The 18,614-nt window shown below is 67.7% G+C and carries 12 protein-coding genes and 1 pseudogene; 10 read left to right on the forward strand and 3 right to left on the reverse strand.

Annotated elements, in window-relative coordinates:
- The first annotated feature begins 26 nt into the window (after window positions 1-26).
- From J7I44_RS14585 to J7I44_RS14600, 4 genes are all read left to right on the forward strand, one after another.
- On the forward strand, window positions 27-2,291 hold the full coding sequence (locus tag J7I44_RS14585) for a GH92 family glycosyl hydrolase (protein ID WP_209622414.1): 2,265 nt from the start codon (window positions 27-29) through the stop codon (window positions 2,289-2,291).
- A gap of 260 nt (window positions 2,292-2,551) precedes the next feature.
- The gene (locus J7I44_RS14590) at window positions 2,552-4,324 is read left to right on the forward strand and encodes an ATP-binding protein (RefSeq protein ID WP_425599764.1); all 1,773 of its coding nucleotides are present in this window, start codon (window positions 2,552-2,554) and stop codon (window positions 4,322-4,324) included.
- Complete coding sequence (locus J7I44_RS14595) at window positions 4,321-4,767, forward strand: response regulator (protein ID WP_209622420.1); 447 nt, start codon at window positions 4,321-4,323, stop codon at window positions 4,765-4,767. Before J7I44_RS14590 ends, J7I44_RS14595 begins: the two co-directional genes overlap by 4 nt.
- 46 nt (window positions 4,768-4,813) lie before the next feature.
- Window positions 4,814-6,385 (forward strand): hybrid sensor histidine kinase/response regulator, encoded by a 1,572-nt coding sequence (locus tag J7I44_RS14600; protein ID WP_209622423.1) that lies wholly within the window; start codon window positions 4,814-4,816, stop codon window positions 6,383-6,385.
- A gap of 421 nt (window positions 6,386-6,806) precedes the next feature.
- On the opposite strand, the gene J7I44_RS14605 is transcribed toward J7I44_RS14600, so the two are convergent.
- Together J7I44_RS14605 and J7I44_RS14610 are read right to left on the reverse strand one after the other, a co-directional pair.
- On the reverse strand, window positions 6,807-8,234 hold the full coding sequence (locus tag J7I44_RS14605) for a sigma-54-dependent transcriptional regulator (RefSeq protein ID WP_209622425.1): 1,428 nt from the start codon (window positions 8,232-8,234) through the stop codon (window positions 6,807-6,809).
- A gap of 304 nt (window positions 8,235-8,538) precedes the next feature.
- Window positions 8,539-10,119: a sensor histidine kinase gene (locus J7I44_RS14610; protein WP_245188218.1), complete on the reverse strand. Its 1,581-nt coding sequence runs from the start codon at window positions 10,117-10,119 to the stop codon at window positions 8,539-8,541.
- 343 nt (window positions 10,120-10,462) lie between these two features.
- Between J7I44_RS14610 and sucC the strand changes: the two genes are divergently transcribed.
- The 4 genes and pseudogenes from sucC (at window position 10,463) to J7I44_RS14630 (ending at window position 15,883) form a co-directional block, all read left to right on the forward strand.
- Entirely contained in the window at window positions 10,463-11,623 is a 1,161-nt protein-coding gene (gene sucC, locus J7I44_RS14615) for an ADP-forming succinate--CoA ligase subunit beta (protein ID WP_209622431.1), read from the forward strand.
- Between the two features lie 13 nt (window positions 11,624-11,636).
- Window positions 11,637-12,509 carry a succinate--CoA ligase subunit alpha gene (gene sucD, locus J7I44_RS14620; RefSeq protein ID WP_209622434.1) on the forward strand — a complete coding sequence of 291 codons (873 nt, stop codon included), beginning with the start codon at window positions 11,637-11,639 and terminating at the stop codon, window positions 12,507-12,509.
- A gap of 279 nt (window positions 12,510-12,788) precedes the next feature.
- Complete coding sequence (locus tag J7I44_RS14625; protein WP_209622437.1) at window positions 12,789-14,405, forward strand: NAD+ synthase; 1,617 nt, start codon at window positions 12,789-12,791, stop codon at window positions 14,403-14,405.
- Window positions 14,406-14,675: 270 nt separating this feature from the next.
- Window positions 14,676-15,883 (forward strand): annotated as a pseudogene (locus tag J7I44_RS14630) (ISL3 family transposase).
- A gap of 36 nt (window positions 15,884-15,919) precedes the next feature.
- Here J7I44_RS14630 and J7I44_RS14635 read toward each other — a convergent pair.
- On the reverse strand, window positions 15,920-16,747 hold the full coding sequence (locus J7I44_RS14635; protein ID WP_209622440.1) for an outer membrane protein assembly factor BamD: 828 nt from the start codon (window positions 16,745-16,747) through the stop codon (window positions 15,920-15,922).
- A gap of 68 nt (window positions 16,748-16,815) precedes the next feature.
- Between J7I44_RS14635 and rluD the strand changes: the two genes are divergently transcribed.
- Both rluD and pgeF read left to right on the forward strand, forming a co-directional pair.
- On the forward strand, window positions 16,816-17,784 hold the full coding sequence (rluD, locus tag J7I44_RS14640) for a 23S rRNA pseudouridine(1911/1915/1917) synthase RluD (RefSeq protein ID WP_209622443.1): 969 nt from the start codon (window positions 16,816-16,818) through the stop codon (window positions 17,782-17,784).
- A 76-nt stretch (window positions 17,785-17,860) separates the two neighbouring features.
- Window positions 17,861-18,604 carry a peptidoglycan editing factor PgeF gene (pgeF, locus tag J7I44_RS14645; RefSeq protein ID WP_209622446.1) on the forward strand — a complete coding sequence of 248 codons (744 nt, stop codon included), beginning with the start codon at window positions 17,861-17,863 and terminating at the stop codon, window positions 18,602-18,604.
- The last annotated feature ends 10 nt before the right edge of the window (window positions 18,605-18,614 follow it).

Here is an 18,614-nt window from a genome sequence, read left to right on the forward strand (position 1 = left end):
TGGAACGATCCAAATGGAGCCTCCCAATGGCCGTCCGCCTGTCCTGCCTTGCCTTCGCCCTGGCCCTTGCACCCGGCCTTGCCCTTGCGGCCGCCGGCCACGCGGGTGAAGTCGACCCGCGCATCGGCACGGGCGGCGACGGCCACACGTTTCCCGGCGCCACGGTGCCCTTCGGGATGATCCAGCTCTCGCCGGACACGGCGATGCCGGACTTCAAGCACGCCTACAAGTGGGCCGCCGGTTACCAGTACGGCGACGACAGCATCCTGGGCTTCTCGCATACGCACTTCTCCGGTTCGGGCCACTCGGACCTGGGCGACGTGCTGGTGATGCCCATCGCGGGCGAGGTGAGGCTGGAGCCGGGCGATCCTGCCAAGCCGGGCAGTGGTTACCGCTCCCGTTTCGACCATGCCACGGAAGTCGTGCAGGCCGGCTACTACGCCGTGACCCTGGCCGACTACGGCATCCGGGCGGAGCTCACCGCCGGACGCCGCGTGGGCTGGCACCGCTACACCTTCCCCGAGGGCAAGAGCGCGCACCTGCTGCTGGACCTGCGCCCGAGCATCTACGACTACCCGGGCAAGGTGCTGTGGTCGCGCGTGCAGGTACACGACGACGGGACGGTCACCGGTTGCCGCACCACCCGCGGCTGGGCGCCGGGGCGCGAGCTGTGCTTCGCCATGCGCTTCAACCAGCCGATCACCGCGCGCACGCTGTACGACCGCGAGAACGACGTGGTCTACAAGGGCTTCAAGGGGCCCGGCAACCAGCCGGTCGACCGCGACGCGCAGAACGGCCGCGCGCTGGTCGGCGTGTTCGACTTCGGCAGGCTCGCCAGGCCGCTGGAAGTGAAGGTGGCGATCTCGCCGGTCAGCGCCGCCAATGCCGTGGCGAACCTCGACGTGGACGGCAAGGGATGGGATTTCGACGCCCGCCGCGCGCAGGCGAAGGCGGCCTGGGACAAGGCGCTGGCGGTGATCGACATTGATGCATCGGCCATCGTGCGGAAACAGTTCTATACGGCGCTCTACCACGCCATGCTCTCGCCCACGCTGAGCATGGACGCCAACGGCCAGTACCGCGGGCCTGACCACGCCGTGCACCAGGCCGACGGCTACGAGTTCTACTCGACCTGGTCACTGTGGGACGTCTACCGCGCGCAGCAGCCGCTGATGGTCCTGCTCAACCCCGGACGCAGCACCGACTTCATCCGCTCGCTGATCGCCGCGCGCGAGGCGAGCCCCTTCGGCATCCTGCCGGTGTGGGCGTACCAGGGCCTGGAGACCTGGTGCATGATCGGCTACCACGCCGTACCGGTGATCGCCGACGCCTGGATCAAGGGCGTGCGCGGCTTCGATGCGGACAAGGCACTGGACGCCATGGTCGCCAGCGCCACGTACGGGCCGTACGGCGACCTGGCCGACTACATGCAGCTCGGCTACGTGCCGATCGACAAGGAGCCGGAAGGTGCCTCCAAGACGCTCGAATACGCTTATGACGACTGGTCGCTGGCGCAGATGGCCAGGGCGATGGGGCGCGATGACGTCGCTGCCACCTTCGACAAGCGCGCCGGCAACTGGAAGAACGCGTGGGATCCGAAGACCGGTTTCATGCGCGCGCGGCTGTCGAACGGCAATTTCCGCACACCGTTCGATCCTGCCGCCGCCGGCTACGGCACCGACTACACCGAGGGCAACGCCTACCAGTATTCCTGGTATGTCCCGCAAGACGTGCCTGGACTGATCCAGGCGATGGGCGGGGACGCGAAGTTCATCCAGCGGCTGGACGCGGTGTTCGACGCGAAGATCGACCCGGCGCACTTCAAGCACGTGGAGGACATCACGGGCCTGATCGGCTGGTACGCCCACGGCAACGAGCCCAGTCATCACATCGCCTACCTGTACGACTATGCCGGCGCACCCTGGAAGACGCAGCAGCGGCTCAAGCAGATCATGGACAGTCAGTACGCCGCGCGACCGGACGGGCTCTCGGGCAATGACGACCTGGGCCAGATGTCGGCCTGGTACGTGTTCACCGCGATCGGCTTCTATCCGGTGACGCCCGCGAGCGACGTCTACGCAATCGGCCGGCCGTTCGTGGAACGGGCCACGCTGCACCTGACCAACGGCAGGGATTTCACGATCAGCGCCGCACCGCTGGATGAGGCGCATCCCTACGTCGGCGAGATCACGCTCAACGGCAAGCCGCTGGACAGGCCGTTCCTGCACCACGGGCAGATCCTCGCCGGCGGCGAGCTGCACTTCCGCATGCAGGCGCAACCGGCGCGATGAGGTTGCCTGAACCCTCTCCCCGGCGGGGAGAGGGCGCAGGGCGGCGCTGGTCGATCATCCCGCAGCGCGTTCGCCCGCCATCACCCGCCCCTAACGCGGCGTAGGCTTTCATTGCACGTTTACCGGCCGAGGGGCGATAGGCCGTAAGCTCCGCTGGTCGACGCGTCGCGAGGAACCCTCACCGCATGTCCAGCCGCCATCGCGCCCTGTTGCCTGAGCTCCGCCGCGGCCTGCACCGCTGGCGGGTGCCGCGCTGGCGCATGGTCGGGCTGCTGTGCGCGGTGCTGGTCATCGTGCTGCTGCCTTATCTGGCCACCCGCACCAGTCACGACGATGCGATGGAAGCGGGGCAGCTGGTCACGCATTCCTCCGAGGTCAAGTCGCTCACCTACCGTATCGCCTACGTCACCCGCAGCAGCGAGGCGGCGATCTTCCGCCTGCTCGAAGGCGCCCGCGAGCCGGGCCTGGTCGACAAGGCCCGCCAGGCCGGGAACGACGTGCCCGCGCTGCTCGGGCAGTTGAGCGACATGACCCGCGACAACCCCACCCAGCAGGCGGCGATCGGCTCGCTGGGCAATGTGGTGAACGGGCGGCTGGCGTTGCTGGAGCAGGCGCTCGCGCGGATCCAGCACGGCGACCGCGCCGGCGCAGTGGCGGCGCTGCACGACGCCGGCACGCTGTTCCCGATGGACGGACAAATCGACACCGTCGTGCGCAACGAAGGCACCGTGCTGATGGAGCGCCGCGCGCACGCCCGCCGCAGCGCCTTTGAAAGTGCGCTGGTGCTGACCATCACCTCGATCGCCCAGGTAGTGTTGCTGTCGATCATCGTGTTTGTCTCCGAGCGCCAGATCGCCCGCCGCATGCGTGCCGAGACGCGCGAAGGCCAGGCCGTGCGCCGGGCGCAGATGATCTTGCAGGCGGTGCGCGAGCCGATCGCGCTGCTCAATGCGCAGCTGTGCACGCTGCTGGTCAACACTGCCTTCAGCGAATTGTACGGCCTGCCGCAGGAGGAACAGCGCGAGCTGCGCCCGCTGCAGGAAGTGGGCGAGGGCGCCTGGACCGATGGCGCACTGCTGCAGCGGCTGCGCGACGTGCTGCTGCACGACCGCGAACTGTGGGACTACGAGCTGGTCCAGCGCACCGTCGGCGGGATCGACCGCCACGTCATGGTCAACGCCCGCCGTCTGCAGCAGCACGAGGGCGAGCAGCCGGTGCTGCTGCTTACCGTCAGCGACGTTACCGCGCGCGCGCTGGTCGAGCAGCAGGTCAAGGAACTCAACCGCCAGCTCGAAGGCAAGGTCGCGCAGATTTCCGACGTCAACCGTGAGCTGGAGGCCTTCAGCTACTCGGTTTCGCACGACCTGCGCGCGCCGTTGCGCCACATCGCCGGCTTCACCGGCAAGCTCAAGCGCCACATGGACGAACATTTGGACGACACCTCGGCCCACTACCTGGATGTGATCTCCACCTCCGCCACGCGCATGGCGCAGCTGATCGACGACTTGCTGGTGTTCTCGCGCCTGGGCCGTGGCGCGCTCCGGTTGCAGGCGGTGGACATGCAGTCGCTGGTCGACGAGGCGCGCGCGCTGGCCGCGTCCGAAGCCGCCGATCGGACGATCGAGTGGACCATCGGACCGTTGCCGATCGTGATCGGCGACGAGAACATGCTGCGCACCGTCTGGCAGAACCTGATCGGCAACGCGGTCAAGTACACCGGTCGGCGCGAGGTGGCGAAGATTGCCATCGACATGAACCGCGACCGTGACGGTGAATACGTCTTCACGGTGGCCGACAACGGCGCGGGGTTCAATATGGAGTACGCCGGCAAGCTGTTCGGCGTGTTCCAGCGCTTGCATCGCGCCTCCGAATTCCCCGGTAACGGCATCGGGCTGGCCAACGTGCGCCGCATTGTCGCGCGCCATGGCGGTCGGGTCTGGGCCGAGGCCGAGCCGGACCGCGGAGCGAGCTTCCACTTTTCGCTGCCGGCCACCGAACTGGCCGAAGCCCGTACCACGAGGCTTGTGTCATGAACAACCGTCACCTGGGTCCGGTGCTGCTGGTCGAAGACAGCCTGGCCGACGCCGAGATGGCCATGGACGCGTTGCGCGAGGCCAACCTGGCCAATCCGGTCGTGCACGTGGAAGATGGCGTCGACTGCCTGGACTACCTGCAGTGCCGGGGCCTCTGGCAGGGGCGCGAGGACGTCGACCCGTCGGTCATCCTGCTCGACATCAAGATGCCGCGCATGAACGGACTGGAAGTGCTGACCCGGCTGCGCGCGGAGGAACGGTGGCGGCTGATTCCGGTGGTGATCCTGTCCTCCTCGCGCGAGGAGAGCGACCTGGCGCGCAGCTGGGACCTGGGCGTGAACGCCTACGTGATCAAGCCGGTGGACGTGGATCAGTTCTTCGAGGCGGTGCGGACGCTGGGCCGCTTCTGGGCCGTGCTCAACCAGCTGCCGGAGCACGAATGAATTCGGGTGCTGGACGACGGAACGAAACAGGAGCGCAATAGACTGCATGCCCAATTCCACCACACGCCCGCTGCCCACCATCCGCATCCTGCAGGTCGAGGACGACCCGATCGATGCGGAACTGATCCAGGCGGAACTCGACGCCGACGGGATCGACTACCAGGTGCGGCTGGTCGACGACGAGGCCGGCTACATCGCATGCCTTGAGGAATTCCAGCCCGACATCGTGCTGTCGGACCTGAGCCTGCCCGGCTTTTCCGGCCAGCGCGCGCTCGAACTGCTGCGCAGCCATGACGGGGACCTGCCCTTCATCTACGTCTCGGCGACGCTCGGCGAGGAGGCAGCCGTCGAAGCGCTGCGCAACGGCGCGACCGATTACATCCTCAAGCAGAATCCCACGCGCCTGGCCAGTGCCGTGCGCCGCGCGCTGGCCGAGGCCGAGGCCGTGCGGGCCAAGCGTCGCGCTGAAGCGGAACTGATCCGTGCGCAACGCTTCGAGAGCCTGGCGATGCTCGCAGGTGGCCTGAGCCATGACCTGCGCAACCTGCTGCAGCCGCTGCTGCTGGCTGGCGACAGCCTGCAGGACTACCAGGAGGACCCGCGCCTGGCGCGGCTGGGCGCACTGGTGCGCGACTGCGGCCGGCGCGGCCTGCAGATGGTCCAGTCGATGCTCTCCTTCGCCCGCGGCGCGCGCCGTGCCGAGCAGGTGCGCGTGGGTGCGCTGATGGACGCACTCGGCCTGCTCCTGCGCGGCAGCGTGCCGCGCGCGGTGAAGATGGACGTCGAGATCGGCGACCGCGAGCTGGCGTTCGAGGGTAACCACACCGAGTTGCAGCAGGCCTTGCTCAATCTTTGTCTCAACGCGATCCAGGCGATGGGCGAAGCCGGTGGCCAGCTACGCATCGAGGCGCGGGAGTGCGAGGTGGGGGAGGATTTCTTCCTCCCTGGCGAGCAGCCGCACCTGGGCCGCTACCTTTGCCTCACCGTCGCCGATACCGGCCCGGGGATACCGCCGGAGGTGCGCGAGCATCTGTTCGAGCCGTTCTTCACCACCAAGGAAAGCGGCACCGGCCTGGGCCTGCTCTCGTGCCAACGGATCGTCGCCGGGCACAACGGTGTCATGCGCCTGGATAGCGGACCGGGCAAAGGCACCGCCTTCCATCTTTACATTCCGATCGAGGAACCGGATGTCGAGGCGGCAGCAGAGGAAGAGCAGGGCGAAAACCTGATGGGCGAGGCCGAGCGCGTGCTGGTGGTGGTGGAGGAGGCCGGCCCGCTCTCGTTGCTGGTCGACATCCTCGACGGCTACGGCTACCAGCCGCACGCCAGCCAGAGCGGCACCGCGGCGCTGCAGTGGATCGAGGCCCATGGCGTCCCCGATCTGGTGGTGATGGATGCGGACATGAACCTCTTCACGGGCGTGCGCACGCTGGCGGCGCTGATCGAACACGGCTACCGGCGCTCGGTGCTGCTGCTGGCGCGACCCGAGGCGCCGCCGGATCTGGAGGAATTGCCCCGGCTGGACCGGCTGTACCTGGTCGACAAGCCGATCAACACGCAACAACTGCTGCGGACGATGCGGCAGGCGCTGGGTGGGCAGGAGGCGGAGCCGGCGTAACTCCCTCGCGCGCTTGGGCTGCGCTCCTTCGGTCGACGAATACGCGCTCTTACCCGGCGCCGCCGGGGGAGCGGCGCCAAGTGCGGCGCTCGGAGCCACGACGAACCCGCTCAGTGCCTCCTGGCCTCGGCTCCCGGGCGCACGCGGTAAAGCGGCGGCAGCTCCTCCAGGAGCAAGCGACTGACCAGGCAAAGCGAGGCGGCACCTGGCTCTGAGCTCTCAGCGGGCTTAGCCACGCCATAGCTTTGGTTACTTTCCCCGGGACAGCAAAGAAAGTGACCCGAGCGCCGACAGGCGATCGGAAGCCGGCCGCAGGCGAGCCAAGTCGCGGGAAGGCCAGACAAGAACGACAACCAAAGCCCAGGCGGGAAGCATCCCGGCGTGCGCCGGCCCTCTCCCCGGAAGGGAGAGGGCGCAAGCGTCAGTCGATGCCGAGTTTCTTCAGCTTGTAGCGCAGCGCGCGGAAGGTGATGCCGAGCTTCTTCGCGGCCGCCGTCTTGTTGTAGCGCGACTCTTCCAGCGCCTTGATGATCGCCGTGCGTTCGAGATTGCTGATGTAGTCGTCCAGCGGCACGCCGCTGCCCGGGCCGGCGGCGTGCGGCACGGCCGGCTGCGCGGCGACCGCGGCGCCCGGCTGCGGCGTGTGCATGGCCGCATGCGCGGCGTTGACCGGTTCGGTCTGGCGCAGCGGACGCTGCGGCAGCATCAGGTCATCGGCGCCGATGGTGTCGCCATCGCACATGGCCATGGCGCGCTCAAGGATGTTTTCAAGCTCGCGCACGTTGCCCGGGAAGTCGTATTCCTCCAGTGCCTGCTGCGCATCCGGCTTCAGCCGGCCGGGCGCGCCGCCGCTCTTGGCGGCCAGCGAGCGCAGGATGAAGGCGGCCAGCTGCGGCACGTCACCGCGGCGTTCGCGCAGCGGCGGCACGCGCAGCTCGATCACGTTGATGCGGTAGAAAAGGTCCTGGCGGAACTGGCCCTGTTCGACCAGCCGGGCCAGATCCTTGTGAGTGGCCGAGAGGATGCGCACGTCCACCGGAACTTCCTCGCGCGCGCCGATCGGACGTACCGCCTTCTCCTGGATCGCGCGCAGCAGCTTGACCTGCATGTGCAGCGGCAGCTCGGCCACCTCGTCCAGGAACAGCGTGCCGCCGTGGGCGGCCTGGAACAGGCCTTCCTTGTCGGAATTGGCGCCCGTGAAGCTGCCCTTCTTGTGGCCGAAGAATTCGCTCTCCATCAGCTCGGAGGGAATCGCGCCGCAGTTGACCGGCACGAACGGCCCATTGGCGCGGGGGCCCTGTTCGTGGATCAGCCGCGCGACCAGCTCCTTGCCCACGCCCGATTCGCCGGCGATGTAGACCGGCGCCTGGTTGCGCGCGAGCTTGGCGATGGTGGCGCGCACCTGCTGCATCGCCGGCGAGTCGCCAACCAGTCGCCCGGCCGCGCCGGTCGAGGCCGCGCCGCCGCCGCTCTTGCGTTCCTCGGCCAACTGCAGTGCGGTGCGCACCAGCCGGCGCAGCATCTGGATGTCGACCGGCTTGGAGACAAAGTCGAAGGCGCCCGCCTTGAGGGCGTTCACCGCCGCGTCGACGTTGCCGTAGGCGGTGATCATCGCCACCGGCGTATCAGGATGGGTGGCGGCGATCAGCTCGATCACCTCATGGCCGGTGCCGTCGGGCAGGCGCATGTCGGTGAAGCACAGGTCGTAACTGCGTTCGCCCAGCGCCCGGCGGGCTTCGGCCACGGTACCCACCGCTTCCACCTGCAGGTCCATTCGGCCCAGCGTGATGGTGAGCAGCTCGCGGATGTCGCGTTCGTCGTCGATGACCAGGACGGTCTGTGCGGACATGGTTCTCTTCGTCAGGCGGTAACAACGAAAGGGTATAGCAGTTTGGCGGCTCTGTGCTCTGCTCCGGGTCAGGAAAGGGCGTGAGCTCGGGCTTCACGCTTTGCTCCCTCTCCCCTCCGGGGAGAGGGTTGGGGTGAGGGGCCGGGGCTCGCCGAGAACCACACCCAGAGGATAGTTCGAGGTTCGCAATAGTCGGGCGAGAGGGGAGGAGCTTCTGTTTGTTTGTCGGCGCGCAGACAAACTTTCCCGCGAGCCCCGGCCCCTCACCCCAGCCCTCTCCCCGGAGGGGAGAGGGAGCGAAGCGTCAGGCCGCATCCCCGCCGTCGGCCGGGTGCCGTGCGGGTGGCGTCAGCGTCAACCGGAAGCAACTGCCGCCGCCAGCCACGCGTACGTATTCGAGCGAGGCCTGGTTGGCTTCGCTCATCTGGCGGGCCAGGTACAGCCCCAGTCCGGTGCCGTATTCGTGCGTGGTGTAGAACGGCTCGAAGATCTGTGCCGCCACCTTCGGCGCGATTCCCGGACCGCGGTCGATCACTTCCAGGATCGGCACGCCGTGTTCGCCCTGGCGCACTACCACCATCACCCGCGCCGGTTCGCCGGGCATGCGGCCGTAGCGCAGGGCGTTCTGCACCAGGTTCCACATCACCTGCTGCAACTGCTGCGGGTCGGCCACCGCGGCCACCGCCACGGATCCGGTGATCACGCGCAGCGAATCGCCGCCAATGTCGTTGCCTTGCTTGTATTCCTCCACGAAACCGTGGGCCCAGCGACCCAGGTCCAGGGTTTCCGGGCGCGAGCGCTCGCGCCGCGAGAGCTGCAGGATGTTCTCGATGATCTCGTTCAACCGTACGCAATGGTTGTTGATGATCTCGACCATGCGCGCGTCGCTGGCGGCAAGTTCCTTGGACTCGGCCAGCAATTGCGCCGAGTAGCGGATCGCCGCCAGTGGGTTGCGGATCTCGTGCGCGATCGAGGCCGACAACCGGCCCAGTGAGCTCAGGGTCAACTCTTCGGCACGGCGTGAGAGCAGCGAGGTGTCGTCCAGGAAAATCAGTACGTGGGAGTCGTCGTTGGGCGCCAGGCGGGTGAAGCGCGGTACCACTTCCGGTACGCCGTCGGCCAGCTGGGTGGCGGTCTCGTCCAGCTTGCCCGAGGTCATCCAGTGGTACAGGCGGCGCGAAAGTTCCGGCGCCAGCTTGCCCAGATCGCGCTGGTCGGCCGGCGGGTTGCCCAGCAGCATCCAGGCCGACTCGTTCAACTGGTGGATGCGGTTGGCATCATCCACCAGCAGCACGCCGGTCTTCATGCGCCGGATGATCAGCTCGTTGACCTGGGACAGGTTGGCCAGATCCAGGCTGCGTTGCTCGGCCAGAGCTTCGGTGGCGCGCAACTGGCGCCCGAGCACGTGGCAGAGCGTGGTGGTGGCGAAGTAGGCCACGCCCAGCAGGCCCGATTCGAGCAGGTCGCCGTCGCCTGGTGCCTGCACGATCAGCGTGTGCCCGAGCATGCCCAGCGTGGCCAGCGCGGCAAAGAAACACGATAGTCGCAGCGGCAGCACCAGTGCGCCGGTGGAAAGGTTCACCGCCAGCATCATGGCGATGCCGATGCGCGCCTCGTGGATTAGCCAGGCCGCCAGCACCGCGACCATGATGTCCACCACCAGCGCGCCGGACACGACCAGTCGCGCGTTGGCCATCGCGTTGCGGGTCTGCACCAGCATGCCCAGCGCGAACAGGAGGTAGACCCCGATCACCACGTAGGCCAGCACCGGCTGGTCGACGGTCGGCCATGTCAGACGTGGTGAGCTGAGCGCCAGACCTGTGTAGACCAGCGCCTGCGCAAGCCGGAAGTAGTTGAGGAAGAACAGTTCGTGGCGGATCGCCATCGCGGCCGGGCGGGCGGGCTGGAAAACGGGCGGTTCGGCGGTAGGTATCGTGGAGGGCACGTTGACGGCTTCGACGCGGCGTTCGGTCGAGTATAGACAGGCCGGCGTGCGCCGCCAGCACCGTGGCGCTCGATAAGGGCGGCGAGGGCGGCACTTTCCATGACGGGCGCCTTTGCGCGAAAATGCCCGGCCGTATTGCGCGATTCGTGCCCGGTTGACGCCAGGCAGCGCGCACTGCACGCCGGCAGCGTGCTGAAAGCCGCCGTCCGACCTCTCCCGCGTCCACGCTGCCTCAGCGCGCGTGCGGCCCGATACGTTTTCCCCGTTCGCTCGAGGTATAGGAATGAATTTCCACGAGTACCAGGCCAAAGAGCTGTTCGCGCAGTACGGCATCGCCGTTCCGCCGGGCAAGGTTGCCAACTCCCCCGACGCCGCCGTCGACGCCGCCAAGGCGCTCGGTGGCTCGCAGTGGATGGTCAAGGCGCAGATCCACGCAGGCGGTCGCGGCAAGGCCGGCGGCGTGAAGTTCTGCAAGAGCCTCGACGACGTGCGCGCTGCCGCCAAGGGCATGCTGGGCACCAACATGGCGACCTACCAGTCCGCCGGCCGCGCGCTGCCGGTCAACCTGGTGCTGGTGACCGACGCCACCAACATCGCCAAGGAGCTGTACCTGTCGGTGCTGGTCGACCGCGATTCGAAGTCGGTGTCCTTCATCGCCTCCAAGCACGGTGGCGTGGACATCGAGCAGGTCGCCCGCGACACGCCCGAAGACATCCACACCATCGTGGTCGATTTCGTCGAAGGCCTGCAGCCCTACCAGTGCCGCAACCTCGGCTTCGCGATGGATCTGAACGCCAAACAGGTCAACCAGCTGACCAAGATCATGCTGGGCCTGTACAAGCTGTTCAACGAGAAGGACCTGTCGCTGGTCGAGTTGAACCCGCTGGCGATCCTCGAGGACGGCAACCTCGCCGCGCTCGACGGCAAGGTCAATTCCGACGACAACGCCGACTTCCGTCATCCCGAGCTCGTCGCGATGCGCGACCTGAGCCAGGAAGACCAGGCCGAAGCGGCCGCGGTCCAACACAACCTCAACTACGTGACCATGGACGGCTCGATCGGCTGCATGGTCAACGGCGCGGGCCTGGCCATGGCCACCATGGACGTGATCAAGCTGGCGGGCGGCGAGCCGGCCAACTTCCTCGACGTCGGCGGCGGCGCGACCAAGGAGCGCGTGACCGAGGCGTTCAAGCTGATCCTCTCCTCCGACAAGGTGAAGGCCATCCTGGTCAACATCTTCGGCGGCATCGTGCGCTGCGACCTGATCGCCGAGGGCATCATCGCCGCGGTCAAGGAAGTGGGCCTGACCATCCCGGTGGTCGTGCGCCTGCAGGGCACCAACGTGGAGAAGGGCCGCGAACTGCTGGCCAACTCCGGCCTGGCGATCACGCCGGCCGACGATCTCAACGACGCGGCGCAGAAAGCCGTGGCCGCCGCGAAGTGAGGAGCGAACAAGCATGAGCGTTCTGGTCAACAAGAACACCAAGGTGCTGGTGCAGGGCTTTACCGGCCAGCAGGGCACCTTCCACGCCGAACAGGCGATCGACTACGGCACCAAGATCGTCGGCGGCGTGACCCCCGGCAAGGGCGGCAGCCAGCACATCGGCCTGCCGGTCTTCAACTCGATGGACGAGGCGGTTGCCGAGACCGGCGCCGATGCCTCGGTCATCTTCGTGCCGCCGCCGTTCGCCGCCGATTCGATCCTCGAAGCGATCGACGCGGGCATCCGCGTGATCGTGGCGATCACCGAAGGCATCCCGGTGCTGGACATGCTGCGCGTGAAAAACGTGCTGGCACAGCATCCGGAGACCGTGCTGATCGGGCCGAACTGCCCCGGCATCATCACCCCGGGCGAGTGCAAGATCGGCATCATGCCCGGCCACATCCACCAGCCGGGCAAGGTCGGCATCGTGTCGCGTTCGGGCACGCTGACCTATGAAGCCGTTTTCCAGACCACCAACGAGGGCCTGGGCCAGTCGACCTGCATCGGCATTGGCGGCGACCCGATCAACGGCCTGAGCTTCATCGACTGCCTGAAGCTGTTCCAGGACGATCCGCAGACCGAGGGCATCATCATGGTCGGCGAGATCGGCGGCAGCGCCGAGGAGGACGCGGCCGAGTTCATCGGCGAGTACGTGACCAAGCCGGTGGTGTCCTTCATTGCCGGCGCGTCGGCCCCGGCCGGCAAGCGCATGGGCCACGCCGGCGCGATCATCTCCGGCGGCAAGGGCACCGCGGCGGCCAAGTTCGCGGCGCTGGAGAAGGCGGGCGTGACGACCGTGAAGTCGCCGGCCGACCTGGGCAAGACGCTGGCGAAGTTGATGAAGTAAAGCGCGCGATTCTGCGCACGACAAAAGGCCACGCGAGAGCGTGGCCTTTTGTTTTTAGCTCCCTCTCCCCTCCGGGGAGAGGGTCGGGGTGAGGGGCCGGAGCTCGCGGGGAAGGTTGTTCGAGCTAGGGCAAAATAGAGCCGACGCCCTTGCGCAGCCCCTCGCTAGAGCGACCCCTCACCCCAGCCCTCTCCCCGGAGGGGAGAGGGAGCAGAGCGTGTTGGCGCTCCGCACACCCGCCCCCACTATCATGACGGTCCCCCAACGCCCCTCTCGCCCATGAGCGCCCAACTCCGCCTTGCCTTGGCCCAGTTCGACTTCCCCGTCGGCGCCGTCTCCGACAACACTTCGAAGATCCGCGAGCTGATGACCCAGGCGCACGTCGGCGGCGCGGACCTGGTGGTCTTCCCCGAACTGGCGATCAGCGGCTACCCGCCCGAAGACTTGCTGGTCCGCCCGAGTTTCCTTCAGGCCTGCAACGAGGCCATCGCCACGCTGGCACAGGGCACGAACGGCCTCGCCGCGCTGGTGGGCTTCCCGCACAGCGAGGGCGAGGTCTACAACGCCGCCGCGCTGCTGCGCGAAGGCCGCATCGAATGCGTTGCGCACAAACAGGCGCTGCCCAATTACGGCGTGTTCGACGACAAGCGCTACTTCCGCCCGGGGCACGCCAGCGCCACCGGCATGGTCAACGGCGTACGCGTGGGCTTCCTCGTCTGCGAGGACATCTGGGAGCCCGAGCCGGCCGCCCAGGCCGCGCGTTCCGGGGCCGAGCTGATCGTGGTGATCAACGCCTCGCCGTGGGACGACGCCAAGCAGGCCATGCGCGAGGCGTTGCTCGCCGCGCGCGCGAAGGAGACCGGCTGCGCCATCGTCTACCTGAACCTGGTCGGCGGCCAGGATGAGGTGGTGTACGACGGCGCATCGATGCTGGTCAACGGCGACGGCACGATCGCCGCGCGCGCGCCGGCCTTCGCCGACGCGCTGCTGTGGGCCACCTTCGACCCGGCCACGCGCACGCTGCAGGCGGAGCACTGGCCGGTCGCCGCCGATACCCGCCCGGAGGCGGCGCTGTACGCCGCGCTGGTTCGGGGCATCCGCGACTACATCGACAAGAACGGCTTCCCCGGCGTGCTGCTGGGTCTTTCCGGCGGCATCGATTCGGCGCTGACGCTGGCGCTCGCAGTCGACGCATTGGGCGCCGACCGCGTCACCGCAGTAATGCTGCCCACGCGCTACACCTCGAAGCTCTCGCTGGACGGCGCGCGCGAACAGGCCGAGCGCCTGGGCGTGGCCTACCACGTGATCGATATCGAGCCGACCTACCAGAGCTTCGCCACCGCGCTGACGCCTGCCTTCGCCGGCAAGGCGGCCGACACCACCGAGGAAAACCTGCAGTCGCGCACCCGTGGCGTCATGCTCATGGCCTTGTCCAACAAGAACCACCACTTGCTGCTGGCCACCGGCAACAAGAGCGAGATGGCGGTCGGCTACGCCACTCTCTACGGCGACATGTGCGGCGCCTACGCACCGCTCAAGGACGTGTACAAGACGGTGGTGTACCGGCTCTCGCGCTGGCGCAACGAGGGCGGCTGCGTGATCCCGCCGGCAGTGATCGACCGTCCGCCCTCGGCCGAACTGCGCGAGGACCAGACCGACCAGGATTCGCTACCGCCCTACGACGTGCTCGACGCCATCCTCGAGCGCTTCATCGAGGACGAGCAATCACAGGCAGAAATCGCTGCCGCCGGCTTCGACGCCGACACCGTGCGTCGCGTCGCCACCCTGGTCCTGCGCAACGAATTCAAGCGCCGCCAGGCCGCTCCCGGCCCCCGGGTCACCACCCGCGCTTTCGGCCGCGAGCGGCGCTATCCGATCACCTCCGGCTGGAAGTGAGTTCGTAGATAAGCCAGGGCCCCTGCAGCAGTCCACTTGACGGCGATGCTTCTCGGCACGTCGCATAAGGGCATCGCCCACAAGTCGCCTGCAGTGCGTCGCGCGCTGGCTTGCCTTCGAACGCGGCAGGGCTGCCGAAGCGATAAAAAAAGGTTCATCGCGGGTTCGCGGGAAAGTCGGTCTTGACAGGCGCGAGGAAGGAGCGAGGGCGGCAGGCGCTGGCCTAAGCTGGTAGCTCTCACACCGCCAGCGGACCAGGCCGCCGCCCTCATGCGTGATGCGATCGACGTTGCCGGCTTTTGGGCAGGGTTTCGTCTGATCGAGACTCGCCCGTTGTCTGATACCCAGACCCTTCTTCGGCTGGAGGCCGACCCGCGGGTCGATCCCCTCTGCGGGCGTTGCCTGGCGCCGTGCGGCCTGATCCACGAGCGCCTGGTGCGCCGGATACGCGAGCGTGACCTGTTCGATAAGCAGGCTTGGCTGGAAGTGCCTTTGCGCCGCGTGGTGTGCCTGACCTGCGGCGTATCCACCGAGCATGTGCCCTGGCTGCCCTCGCGCAGCCGATTGACGGCGCGGCTGATCGCCCACGTCGAGGCCCTACTCGGGCTGCTGCCCCTGCGCCACATCAGCCGGCTCACCGGGTTGCACTGGCACACCCTTCGTACCGTCGATGCCCGGCGGCTGGCGCGGGAGGTGCAACCGCCGGATCTATCGCAGGTGCGCCGGCTGATCATGGACGAGTTCGCCCTGTCAAAGGCCATCGCTACGCCACGGTCGCCATCTGTGCCGATACCCAACAGGTGCTGTGGGTAGGCGAGGGCCGCTCGCGCAAGGACGTGCAGCCGTTCTTCGAGCAGCTCGGGCCGGAAGCCTGCCAACGCATCGAAGCGGTGGCGATGGACATGAACACGGCCTTCGACCTGGAGGTCAAGGCGCATTGCCCGAACGCGCGGGTGGTCTATGACCTGTTCCACGTGTTGGCCAAGTTCGGCCGCGAGGTGGTCGATCGGGTGCGCGTCGATCAGGCCAACGCGCTCAAGGCCGATCCGGCCGCCCGTCGCGTCATCAAGCGCAGTCGCTGGTTGCTGCTGCGCAATCGCGCCAACCTGACGCAGGAGCAGGCGATCAAGCTCGATGACCTGCTGGCCGCCAACGCACCGCTGACCACGGTCTACCTGCTCAAGGCCCAACTCAAGGAGCTCTGGTATGCGCCGGACGAACCGCAGGCGCAGCGGCGCTGGCAGGAGTGGCATCGACTGGCCATGGAGAGTGGGCTCAAGCCCGTCATCGCCTTTGCCAAGCGCCTGAGCGGCTACGTCGAGGGCATCCTCGCCAGCGCCCGGTATCACCTCAACACCAGCGTGCTGGAGGGCATGAACAACCGCATCAAGGTCATCAAGCGCATGGCCTATGGCTTCCGCGATTCAGCCTATTTCTTCCTCAAGATCAAGGCTGACTTTCCCGGTAAGGCGCGATGAACCTAAAAAAAGGCCGGCAATGCGCCGGCCCTTTTTTCAATGATGCCCCGAGAAGGGAATCAGCTTGCGCAGCGTCGAGGGCGCATGTGGCCACTTCGGATCGGTCAGGTACGGGTGATCGGGGTAGTTGAGCGCCAGTACCTTGCGCACGTTCTCGGCCTGTTCCTTCTGATCCAGCGCCAGGTAGCTGCGCGTCAGGATGGCCAGTGCGTCGCCGGTCTGCGGGGCCTGCTGGTAGTGCTCGACCACGTACTGCGCGCGGTCGGCTGCCGCCACGAACGCCTTGTTGCGCAGGTAGAACTCGGCCACGTTGATCTCGTACTGCGCCAGGATGTTGCGCAGGTAGATCATGCGCTGGCGTGCGTCGGCGGTGTAGGCGCTGTCGGGAAAGCGGCGCGCCAGCTCGGCGAAGTCGTCGAACGCCTGCAGGTTGTACGCCTGGTCGCGACGTGCCTGCGAGCCCTCGCGCGAGATGAAGCGCTCGATCACGCCGCTGGTGCGGCCGAAATTGATCAGGCCGCGCAGGTAATAGGCATAATCGACATGTTTCTGGGTCGGATACGTCTTGATGAAGCGGTTGATCGTCGAGTACGCGTCGTCCGGCTGGTTGTCCTTGTACTGCGAGTAGGCCAGCTCAAGCTGGGCCTGCTCGTTGTAGTCGCCGGACGGGAAGCGTGCGATCAGGCGCTGGTAGGCCTTGGTCGCCGCGGCATAGTCGCCGTTCATCACATCGTCGTGGGCGGTGGCGTAGAGCTTCTCCACCGACATCGTGTCGATGGTCTCGCGCTTGTGGCCGAACATCGAGCAGGCGCCCAGGGACAGGCCCAGGACCAGCACGGCGAGCAGTTTGAAGAATAAGCGCATTGGGAATTTTGTATGGATGTGATCGTGGGGATGATAGCCCAAACCGCCTGCCGCCCGCGGAGGGCGGCATGACCGTCATCCGGCACGAGGGCCGGGTCCCCCTGTCGGCGGCAGGCAGGCGCTTCGACCAGGCGTTGGCCGAGATGTTCCCCGATTATTCGCGCTCGCGTCTGGCGGCGTGGATCAAGGCCGGGTCGGTGACGCTCGACGGCGCCGTGGCGCCGCCGCGCCAGCTGTTGCGCGGTGGCGAGCAGGTGCGGCTGGAGGCCGAACTGGTGAACGAGGTGGAAAGCGCGCCCGAGGCGATCGACCTTTCCATCGTTTACGAGGACGAGCATCTGCTGGTGCTGGACAAGCCGGCCGGCCTGGTGGTGCACCCGGGTGCGGGGAACCCGGCCGGCACGCTGCTCAACGCACTGCTGCACCACGACGCCACCCTGGCCGAACTGCCCCGCGCGGGTATCGTGCACCGGCTGGACAAGGACACCTCCGGGCTGATGGTGGTGGCCAGGTCGCTGGCCGCGCATACCGCGCTGGTGGACATGCTTTCGCGACACGAAGTGGAGCGGCAGTACGAGGCGGTGGTGCTCGGCACGCTGGTGGCCGGCGGCACCGTCGATGCGCCGATCGGCCGCCACATGGGCGACCGCCTGCGCCAGGCCGTGCGCGACGAGGAGGACGGCAAGCACGCCGTCACGCATTACCGCCTGCGCGAGCGCTTCCGGGCGCACAGCCTGATCCAGTGCAACCTGGAAACCGGCCGCACCCACCAGATCCGCGTGCACATGGCGCACATCCACCATCCGCTGGTCGGCGATCCGCTGTACGGCGGCAGCCTGCGCCTGCCCAAGGGGGCGACGCCCGAGCTGGTGGCGGCGTTGCGCGGCTTCCGCCGGCAGGCGCTGCATGCCGAGCGGCTGGCCTTCGAGCACCCGGCGACGGGCGAAGCGATGGCGTTCGAGGCAAAGCGCCCGGCGGACATGGACGCATTGATCGCAACGCTGCATGCCGATGCGCTGGAGCAGCGCGAGGCGTAGCCGGCGGCACGCTTGCACCGCCGGGAGGCATGCAAGGGCGCGCTATGCTTGCCGCTCCCCCGAGACGGCCATCCCCATGACCGAACCCTGGATCCTTCCCGACTGGCCCGCGCCGCGTGGCGTGCATGCGGCCGTGACCACGCGCCACGGCCCGGGCGTTTCCACCGGCGCCTACGCGCGCTTCAACCTCGGCCTGCGCAGCGGCGACGACGCCGAGGCGGTGGCGAGCAACCGCGACGCGCTGGGCCACGCACTCGACCTGCCGTCCGGCCCGCGCTGGTTGCGCCAGGTGCATGGCACCACCGTCGCGCAGCTCGGACCGCTCGCCAGCGACGAGGAGCCCCAGGCGGACGCGGCCGTGGCGCACCTGCCCGGCACGGTGCTGGCGATCCTCACGGCCGACTGCCTGCCGGTATTGTTCTGCAGCGAGGACGGCGCGCGCATCGGCGCTGCGCACGCGGGCTGGCGCGGCCTGGCCGCGGGTGTGCTGGAGGCCACGATCGACGCGATGGGGACGGCGCCGGCGCGGCTGATGGCGTGGCTGGGGCCCTGCATCGGCGCCCCCTCCTACGAGGTCGGCGAGGAAGTGCGCGCGGCCTTCGTGGAGCGGAACGGGCAAGCGTCCACCTGCTTCACCTCGACGCGGCCCGGCCACTGGCACTGCGATATGGCAGGCTTGGCGCGACAGCGATTGGCCGCCGCCGGCGTGACACGCATCCATGGCGGCGGCTTCGACACGCTGCTCGACGAGCGCTTCTATTCGTATCGCCGCGACGGCGCCCACAGCGGCCGTTTCGCCAGCCTGATCTGGCGCGACTGAAGCAGGGTGG

This window comes from Frateuria flava (genome assembly GCF_017837635.1).
In the GTDB taxonomy this organism is placed as follows: domain Bacteria; phylum Pseudomonadota; class Gammaproteobacteria; order Xanthomonadales; family Rhodanobacteraceae; genus Frateuria_A; species Frateuria_A flava.

Coding starts and splice junctions, on each gene's coding strand:
- J7I44_RS14605 (WP_209622425.1), bottom strand. CDS start 8,234: ATGTCCGCACAGACCGTCCTGGTCATCGACGACGAACGCGACATCCGC.
- sucC (WP_209622431.1), top strand. CDS start 10,463: ATGAATTTCCACGAGTACCAGGCCAAAGAGCTGTTCGCGCAGTACGGC.
- pgeF (WP_209622446.1), top strand. CDS start 17,861: ATGACCGAACCCTGGATCCTTCCCGACTGGCCCGCGCCGCGTGGCGTG.
- J7I44_RS14610 (WP_245188218.1), bottom strand. CDS start 10,119: ATGGCGATCCGCCACGAACTGTTCTTCCTCAACTACTTCCGGCTTGCG.
- J7I44_RS14585 (WP_209622414.1), top strand. CDS start 27: ATGGCCGTCCGCCTGTCCTGCCTTGCCTTCGCCCTGGCCCTTGCACCC.
- J7I44_RS14635 (WP_209622440.1), bottom strand. CDS start 16,747: ATGCGCTTATTCTTCAAACTGCTCGCCGTGCTGGTCCTGGGCCTGTCC.
- rluD (WP_209622443.1), top strand. CDS start 16,816: ATGACCGTCATCCGGCACGAGGGCCGGGTCCCCCTGTCGGCGGCAGGC.
- J7I44_RS14600 (WP_209622423.1), top strand. CDS start 4,814: ATGCCCAATTCCACCACACGCCCGCTGCCCACCATCCGCATCCTGCAG.
- J7I44_RS14625 (WP_209622437.1), top strand. CDS start 12,789: ATGAGCGCCCAACTCCGCCTTGCCTTGGCCCAGTTCGACTTCCCCGTC.
- J7I44_RS14590 (WP_425599764.1), top strand. CDS start 2,552: ATGGTCGGGCTGCTGTGCGCGGTGCTGGTCATCGTGCTGCTGCCTTAT.
- sucD (WP_209622434.1), top strand. CDS start 11,637: ATGAGCGTTCTGGTCAACAAGAACACCAAGGTGCTGGTGCAGGGCTTT.
- J7I44_RS14595 (WP_209622420.1), top strand. CDS start 4,321: ATGAACAACCGTCACCTGGGTCCGGTGCTGCTGGTCGAAGACAGCCTG.